The 7,980-nt window shown below is 59.1% G+C and carries 5 protein-coding genes and 4 pseudogenes; all 9 read left to right on the plus strand.

The window, feature by feature from the left end; all coding sequences use genetic code 11:
- A partial coding sequence (locus E1N52_RS42360) for a DDE-type integrase/transposase/recombinase (protein WP_133190995.1) occupies window positions 1–243 on the plus strand: 243 nt, incomplete at its 5' end.
- 56 nt (window positions 244–299) lie between these two features.
- Window positions 300–1,241 (plus strand): annotated as a pseudogene (locus E1N52_RS42365) (IS481 family transposase); the annotation flags it as partial.
- 1,525 nt (window positions 1,242–2,766) lie between these two features.
- Window positions 2,767–3,422 (plus strand): annotated as a pseudogene (locus E1N52_RS42370) (IS6 family transposase); the annotation flags it as partial.
- Window positions 3,423–3,817: 395 nt separating this feature from the next.
- Window positions 3,818–4,069 carry a response regulator transcription factor gene (locus E1N52_RS45175; protein WP_246089462.1) on the plus strand — a complete coding sequence of 84 codons (252 nt, stop codon included), beginning with the start codon at window positions 3,818–3,820 and terminating at the stop codon, window positions 4,067–4,069.
- A gap of 43 nt (window positions 4,070–4,112) precedes the next feature.
- Window positions 4,113–4,247 (plus strand): annotated as a pseudogene (locus E1N52_RS45180) (LuxR C-terminal-related transcriptional regulator); the annotation flags it as partial.
- Between the two features lie 186 nt (window positions 4,248–4,433).
- Window positions 4,434–5,069 (plus strand): response regulator transcription factor, encoded by a 636-nt coding sequence (locus E1N52_RS42380; protein ID WP_133191001.1) that lies wholly within the window; start codon window positions 4,434–4,436, stop codon window positions 5,067–5,069.
- A gap of 211 nt (window positions 5,070–5,280) precedes the next feature.
- A complete protein-coding gene (locus E1N52_RS42385) occupies window positions 5,281–5,934 on the plus strand; it encodes a hypothetical protein (protein WP_133190997.1) in 654 nt (217 codons plus the stop codon).
- A 591-nt stretch (window positions 5,935–6,525) separates the two neighbouring features.
- Entirely contained in the window at window positions 6,526–7,689 is a 1,164-nt protein-coding gene (locus E1N52_RS42395) for a S8 family peptidase (protein WP_205965769.1), read from the plus strand.
- Between the two features lie 121 nt (window positions 7,690–7,810).
- Window positions 7,811–7,980, plus strand: a pseudogene (locus tag E1N52_RS42400) (IS5/IS1182 family transposase); the annotation flags it as partial.

The following is a 7,980-nucleotide window of genomic DNA, read 5'->3' on the forward strand; positions in this document are numbered from 1 at the left end:
ATCAACGCCAGGCGGGAAGTGCCGATCAAGGTCCGCCAGAAAAAGTATCTGAATAACATCATCGAACAGGATCATCGGGCAATCAAGCGCCGGACCGGACCGATGCTTGGGTTCAAGAAATTTCGTTGCGCCCGCATTCTCCTGGGTGGCATCGAAGTCATGCAGATGATCGTCAAGGGGCAATTGAACGATGGCGGCGTTGGTCAAACTCCCGCACAGCAGTTCTATTCGCTGGCTGGATAAGGAATCCATACCATATCGCTCTTGGCCGACCTTTCGCTCTTACTGCGACAGAACCTTATTCCCGCGACAGCTTCTACCGCTTCAAGGAACTGTACGACAAGGGCGGCGAGGCGGCCCTGCAGGAAATCTCCCACCACCGCCCGCTGCTGAAGAACCGCGTGGATCCGCAGGTCGAGGCGGCGGTGGTCGAACTGGCCCTGGAACTGCCCGCTTACGGCCAGATCCGTATCGCCAACGAGGTGCTCAAACGCCATGCCCTCAGCGTCTCGCCGCAGGGGGTTCGCAGCATCTGGCTGCGCCATGACCTCGAGACCATGAACAAGCGCCTGAAGTCGCTGGAGGCGAAGTCCGCCCAGGAAGGTCTGGTGCTGACCGAATCGCAACTCACCGCGCTTGAGCGTGCCAAACTGGAAAAGGAAACGCACGGCGAATTCGAATCTGAATGTCCCGGTTACTGCGGAGCCCAGGATACCTTTTACGTCGGCACGCTCAAGGGCGTCGGTCGGGTCTATCAGCAAACCTTCGTTGACACCTACTCGAAGGTGGCGTTTGCCAAACTCTACGACCGCAAGACACCGCTGCCGGCGGCCGATCTGCTTAACGATCGCGTGGTACCGTTCTTCGACAGCTACGGCATCCCGCTCGCACGCGTTCTGACCGACCGGGGGACCGAGTACTGCGGCAACCCGGAGCATCACGAGTACGAGCTCTACCTGGCCGTGGAAAACATCGATCACACCCGCGCCAAAGCACGTTCCCCGCAAACCAACGGCATCGTCGAGCGGCTTCACAAGACCATGCTCAACGAGTTCTATCGCATCGCGTTCCGCCGGAAGATCTACGACTCGATCGCCGCTCTTCAAACCGATCTCGACGCATGGCTTGACCAGTACAACAATGAGCGCGAACATCAAGGGCGATGGTGTTACGGCAAGACGCCGATGCGTACCTTCCTCGACTCACTCGAACTCGCCAGGGAGAAACTGATTCCTCACTGAATCGCCTTCCCTACTTCGTTTCTCCGACTATCTGTCAGCTCCGGTCCAGGCTAATACAGGTCATCTGCACCGGGCGTTCTGTCGACGCTGAACGCAGCCTTGCGCAGCGCGCTTTCCTCCGGGCTCTCGCCTGCCCGGACGATGTCGTGAAATAAAATTCGCATGATGCGGCCTCAATGGCCTCAATGTTGGATCGGCAGGCGTTCGCAGTTTAACGTCTCTTTGGACGCGACGCCGGCTAACCCTGTGCCCCGCAATAACTGAGAACGAAAGTGATTCCCGATCCCCGTGGGCGGCCAAAACCCGCGTCCTCGAGTTCATACTGCAGGCGGAAGAGAAGCGGAACCCCACGCCTTTTAACAGTCCCCAGCTAGCCGGCGCACGTCCTCCGGCAGTTCGTCCATGCGCACTTTGTACAGGATCACCATGTTCGCGGCGAGGTGGTTGTACTTGGGGCGGTCTGAAGAAAGGGGCGACAAGATGCTCGTCGAAATGACCCGAAGCCGCCTCAAAAGGTTTGGACAGTCCTCAGAAAACCTGAAGCGAGTCAGTTCGTCCAGGCTCTTCAGCCTGCTCATCATCGGTTCTCAATTCGTTCAGCCCAACACCTTAACCGATTTGCCCACGCGCTATTGGCACCGCAGCCCTTGATCTTCAGCAAGGAACGTCTTCATTTCGTCCTCCTTGACACATGCACCCCGTATCGTGCAGCAATAGGGCATTCCGTGAGGAATATGTAGCCATGCCGAAAATCGATGCAGGATCCCGTACGGCGGCGCTAGATGTAGCATCAGTTCTGCGCCCGCTGGCGACGTCCTTAGCGCTCCCGTTGCCTCCGTCCCACCGCAACCATCGTGCAGCACCACTAACGCGGTTGGTGTTTGGCCGTCCAAGCTGGAGAACGACAGGCGCTGCGTCACACGGACGCAACTTGGTTGCCGCGTCATTGGAAGCAGCCGAGGCGCGAACTGCGGTGCCGGCGTTGACGCAACAATTGGGCATGAGTCACACAAAAGCGCTGGCGACGCTCGGTCCAGTGCTTGGGCACCGGGGACTGGAAATGTCGTCGATTGTTGGAACTTCCTCGCGTCCGCCCGTTTCACTACCCCCTCGCCTGCGAGACAAGATTGCGGCTGTCGAAGGCGCGATGCACGAAGCGAAAGCGCCGCTGAGGCAGTACGCGCAAGCGGCGACTATCCGCGTACGGCATCGTGCCACGCAGGAGTCTTCAATAACGCACTTGACATCGCAAACCTGAATGCGTTGGCAGATGTCGAGACTTCGCGAGGAGGAAATGGTGGATGGCGCTCGGCCGCCAATTGCACTTGGACCGCCGAGACAAGTATGGTTCAATTCTGCCGGCCAAAGGCGACTGCTCTTGATCACCCTGCGGAGGGAGTCAAGTCGATGCATTCATAATCACACCCCAGTTCCGAGGATTTCGGCCCGGTGCGGGCAACATTGGAAATGGCCAAAGCTCATCGACTCCCTCTACGTGCCCATTCGTGATGACGTCATCGATAATTTCCGCTTTCAGTTGAGCTTGCGCGATATCGAGGAGTTGCTCTTTGAGCGCGGGGTGATCGTGAGCTACGAGACGATCCGATGCTGATGCGACAAATTCGGCAAGAGCGTGGCGCACCGGGTGAAAGCCGCGCGGCGCAAGCCCGGTTCAACCTGGCACCTTGACGAGATGTACGTCACGCTGCGCGGTGAACCGTATCTGCTATGGCGAGCGGTGCACGAGCATGGCGCCGAACTCGACATCCTGGTGCAGAAGCGGCGCGACACGGCCGCGGCCAAGCGCTTTTTCAAGCGGGTGCTGCGCTCAAACCCGGTACCCCGCAAGATCGTTACCGACCAGTTGCGCAGCTACCCGGCGGCCAAAGCCGAAATCCCGGAGCTGGCGAGCGTGAAGCATGTGTTCGTTAAAGCGGCGGCCCGGGTGAACAACCGCGCCGAGAATAGCCATCAACCCACGCGTGAACGCGAGCGGCGCATGCGCGGCTTTCGTGAGCCGAAACGCAGAAATTCCTTTCTTGCTTCGGGCCAATCCGCCAACATTTCCCGCTCAAGCGACATCTGGTGCGTGCTTCGCTTTATCGCAAACAGCTTGCCGCACGATTTGTGGCTTGGCGCGAATTCACCGATGCCACCCAAAATCCGTCCTTCGCTTTCTGATTACCCGGCCTGCAGGCCATCAACTCGTCTCATTTCGCTGAGTTGACAATGCCCGGCCAACGCCACCCCGCCAGCCGACGCGGAAATTGCCAACGATGGACATATTACCGACGAGCCCGCACAACTGAACGACATCGGCACCCATTGGTACCAACACTCCGCGCGGCCCGGCCAGACGCCGGCGGTCACGTGGTCATTCGATGTGGCACGCGACGCGGTGCTGACTATTGGCTCACCCGGCAGGACTGCAACCCTAATCGGCAGCTTGCGCGCTACGCGTTGAAGCCAGAGCCTATCGCACCTGTCGGTTACGTCGCCATGCTCGCCCGAACTCGTGGGTCCAGCTTCGCGCCTATCCTGCTGTGACCGACCTCGTCGTGCGGGCACACAACGGGGTGACCTGCGGATTGCCGCCGTTCACTGCTCGACAAAACCAGATTCTCGGCGCCCTCGGCCGCGGTCTCTCATGCCGGAGCATTGCTCGGGAACTGTCGATCAGCGAGTTCACCGTACGCAAGCACCGAAGCAACATGCTCACTAGGCTCTGCTTACGCAATGTTGCCGAACTCGTCACTCATGCACGGCGACAGGGATGGTTAATGCCACCCACCTTACTCGAAAAAAGACTGCTCCCTATCGGCACGTGAACATGAAGTAACAGCGCTCGTCGTTGAAGGGCGAACCAGTAAAGAGATTGGACGCCTGCTCGGCATCACTGACCTCACTGTGCGCAAGCACCGCGAGAATGTTCTGCGGAAGCTGGACTTGCGCAGCACGGCCGAACTCGTCTCACGGCTATCCAACCCAGGTTTTGACGATGTCTGAACAGCGTGCGTCTTACCCGATACGACATCGGGAGTATTGAAGACCTCGGCCAATATAAGCACGATAGCCAGAACAAACCGGACGCATTGAGCTTACCGGCATAACGCGGGGAACAGGATGGGGGGACAACCAATGGATACCGAACCAATTTGCGTAGCCGCTACCCAATAGGAACGCCCAGTGAACATGCCTCCATCGACGACGCGGGTACTCTTGATCGCTCCCCCATGCTGGCCGAACCAGATGCTGGCGGCAGTCCTTGCCACGGTGCCGCAGATCCAGCTGGCGGGATGGAGTACCAGCACTGCTCAAGGCGCGGCGGCCACGACGAACCTGCAGCCGCATCTCGTGCTTGTTGACGCTGCGTTAGCCGAATACGAGGACCGCGTGCCGACACTGAGCGCGGGGACGACCGCACGTGTCCTCGTTTTCAAACGGGCGGAAAAACCTCCGCATGAAGTGGACTATACGGCGAGCGTCGGGGCCGCCAGCGTCGAAGCCATCCTGTCGCTGACGCAGTTGATCTATGCATTGCAGGAAATCGATGCGGTCCGCGCGTCACCCACTCCAGCAGCAGCGGAACTTGTCGTGCCGAACCGCGTCGCTACCGAAGGTGCCGCCCCGGTGCCCTTAACCGCGCGCGAGTGCAACGTTGTACGGCTGGTGGCCTCAGGCTTGAGCAACAAGGAAATTGCTCGGACACTCGGCGTCAGTGTTGCGACCGTCAAGACGCACGTGCACAACGTCCTCGTGAAGCTGAAACTTCAACGCCGTGCGCAATTGGCCTTTTGGGCGTCGACATCTCGCTGGCTATTCACGTAAGACACGATTGTCAAATAACCACCGGCGAATCCAACGCCGCAAGCCGATCGAGCGGTTCTCAATCTTTTCTCAATCCATTTTCCGCCTTTTGGTCGATAGGCAGCAGCCGTACGAACGGACGAATATATTAACCAGACGAATATGGTTTCGACAGAATTTTGATTCCGCTTCGTCTACCCTGATTAATCAGAAACCTATCGAAGGAATCACCATGGCAAATGCATTCGCTTCCAACGTGAATTCGACTGAATTCCGTGTTACGAACAATACCGACAAGCTCGGAAATCGATCTATCCTGGTCTTTCTCACACCGGCGAACGATGCCCATCAGTGGCTCTACGCTGCATGGCAGCAGCTGCATCCGGGAAAGGGGGGTACGAGCAAATTTGTCCTGTGCGAGGAAGTCAGCGGCCAAATGGAGGCCACTGACGGAACCTATTCGACCAATGTGGTTGCAATCCCGCCCGGATATGTCTCCGAACTGGTCAATGGGTCTCAGCTGCAACCGACGTTGAGCACGCCCATTTTGGGATCGAGCGCACGGCTACCTCACGTCACTGCCCAGCAATCGGGCGTGCAGAATGCAACGGACCAGCCGGCCGTCGAGATGAATGCGCTCTGGTATATCAACGGAAATTTGACATGCCAATCGATTGCTCCGGTCAGTGCCGGCAATGTATTGTCGGCATTCGAATTGAATACCACGCTGTATTGGGCCGTCGGCAACACAGTCACCGGGCCCAATTACACATACAACCAGGTCACGCCGCAGACGAAATATGTGCTGCCCGCCGCAACGCCCGCTGTGAACGTTACGCTCGACTACAGTAATTCGCAATTTAAGTTTTCCTTTACTCCGGTATAAGCTGGCTGACAAAATCTAACGTCGAACCGATGCGTCTTCTTGTCAGGCGGTCGCCGTCGACGCGGCGACCGCTCGACGTATCGCGTCTGGACGACGTTCGCACAGTTATTCGAATACGTCCACAATTGGTAAGGAGTGCTACTATGCCTGGAAGCAACGAGCATCAAGGGAATTTTTCCCTCAACTTCAAGAGCGAAAACTCGTATAGCGTGTTTGGTCGCGAATGGGCAAAGGCTTGCGTCGCAGGAAGGCGAAGGCGTAATCATCGCCAACCTGCTGAACCGGTGGAACGCCTTCGGCAAACCGGTTTGCGTCAAAAATGCATAGTCGCGTCCATAGCACGGGAACTCGTACCCATCCGGACAAAGCCCGTCCGATGTACCTGCACGGCGATGAAATCCAGCGCCAGACAGATGCGGCAGGCTTTTGTCGCGCGTCACGCCCCAAGCAAACAAGCCGATTGACGCTCTCAATGTCGTGATGACGGAATTTTCTGGGATTCCGGCGTAGAACCCCGTTATGGATTCCGGGGAGTTTGTGACGCGGTCACGGCGATCAGCCGCGGCCAATTGAACTTTACAGGAGCTTCTCGTGAAGGAAAAGTACATCATTCTCCGCGGCCGCGGGTTCGCCGCAGGGCTCGGGGCCACGCCGTTCGAAGTTGCTGCCGAGCCGGCGCCTGCTTTCGAGGTCGATGAGCTCGACTATCGCAAGGCAGCGCAGTTGAGCGCACGAGCAGACATCCAGATGGTCGCGCCCGCCATGCCGATGCGACTGACCCAGCCCGTCGAAATGCTGCCGGTCACGGCGCCCGCGCAAGGGCCGGGCACCGCATGGGGCGTTCATGCGGTCAAGGCCGACACCTCTCCCTTTGACGGCGAGGGCATCGTCGTTGCGATGCTCGATACCGGCATCGATGCGACTCATCCCGCCTTCAGCGGCGTGACGTTCGTACAGGAGAACTTCACGGACGACCCGAATGGCGGAGACACGGTCGGTCACGGAACACATTGCGCCGGTACGATCTTTGGGCGCGATGTGGACGGGTTCCGCATCGGCGTCGCGCGGGGCGTCGCGAAGGCGCTGATCGGCAAGGTGCTGAGCGACAAGGGCGGCTCGAGCGAGCGCATCGCCGACGCGATGCAGTGGGCGGTCAACAACGGCGCTCATGTCATTTCGATGTCGCTCGGCATTGACTTTCCCGGATACTCGGCGGGACTGCAGGAGCGGGGATTTCCGCCCGAACTCGCGATCTCGCGCGCGCTGGTTGGATATCGGATGAACGTGTTGCTGTTCGAGCGGCTCGCCTCGGCGCTGCGCGCTCGCGCTCAGGCAACCTTGATCGTCGCCGCGGCGGGCAATGAGAGTCGGCGCAAGGTCGATCCCCGATTCGAGATCGCGGTGTCGCCACCTGCCGTGTCGGAAGGGATTGTCTCCGTTGCAGCACTGGGCCAGGACGCGGCTGGATTGTCAGTCGCGGAGTTCTCGAACACCGGTGCACTCATATCAGGACCGGGCGTAAGCATCATCTCGGCGGCCGTGGGCGGCGGCTTGCGCACGATGAGCGGAACCAGCATGGCCACGCCGCACGTCGCGGGCGTCGCCGCGCTCTGGGCGCAGAAGCTGATCCAGTCCTCGCCGCTGGGTTGGCAGATCTTCAATGCAAGAGTGCTGTCATCGGGTACGTCGAACGGCTTCGCCCCCGGCTTCGACCCGACCGATACCGGCGCAGGTCTCGCGACGGCGCCTCAGTAGTCGGCCTTGAACAATCCGCGAAGGCTTATGCGGCAAGGCTCTGAGGCCGAATTGGTGTTGTGGGAATTGCAGGGACCAGGCATATTGACGCTTGAATCCTGCAAATCCTGACGAGGTGCGGATGGGTCCGAAGACGCCTGTGACAGAAGGAGATTTCTTCCGGCAGCCGCTGCGTGAGCAGATCAATCTGAAACATCCGCTGGTGCGGCTGGCTGAACTGATCAACTGGGATCGGCTGGGCGTGGCAATGAGCGAGAGCTTCGTGTCGCGCAAGGGACGGCCGGCAACATC

The sequence above is a fragment of the Paraburkholderia guartelaensis genome (assembly GCF_004353905.1).
Classification (GTDB): domain Bacteria; phylum Pseudomonadota; class Gammaproteobacteria; order Burkholderiales; family Burkholderiaceae; genus Paraburkholderia; species Paraburkholderia guartelaensis.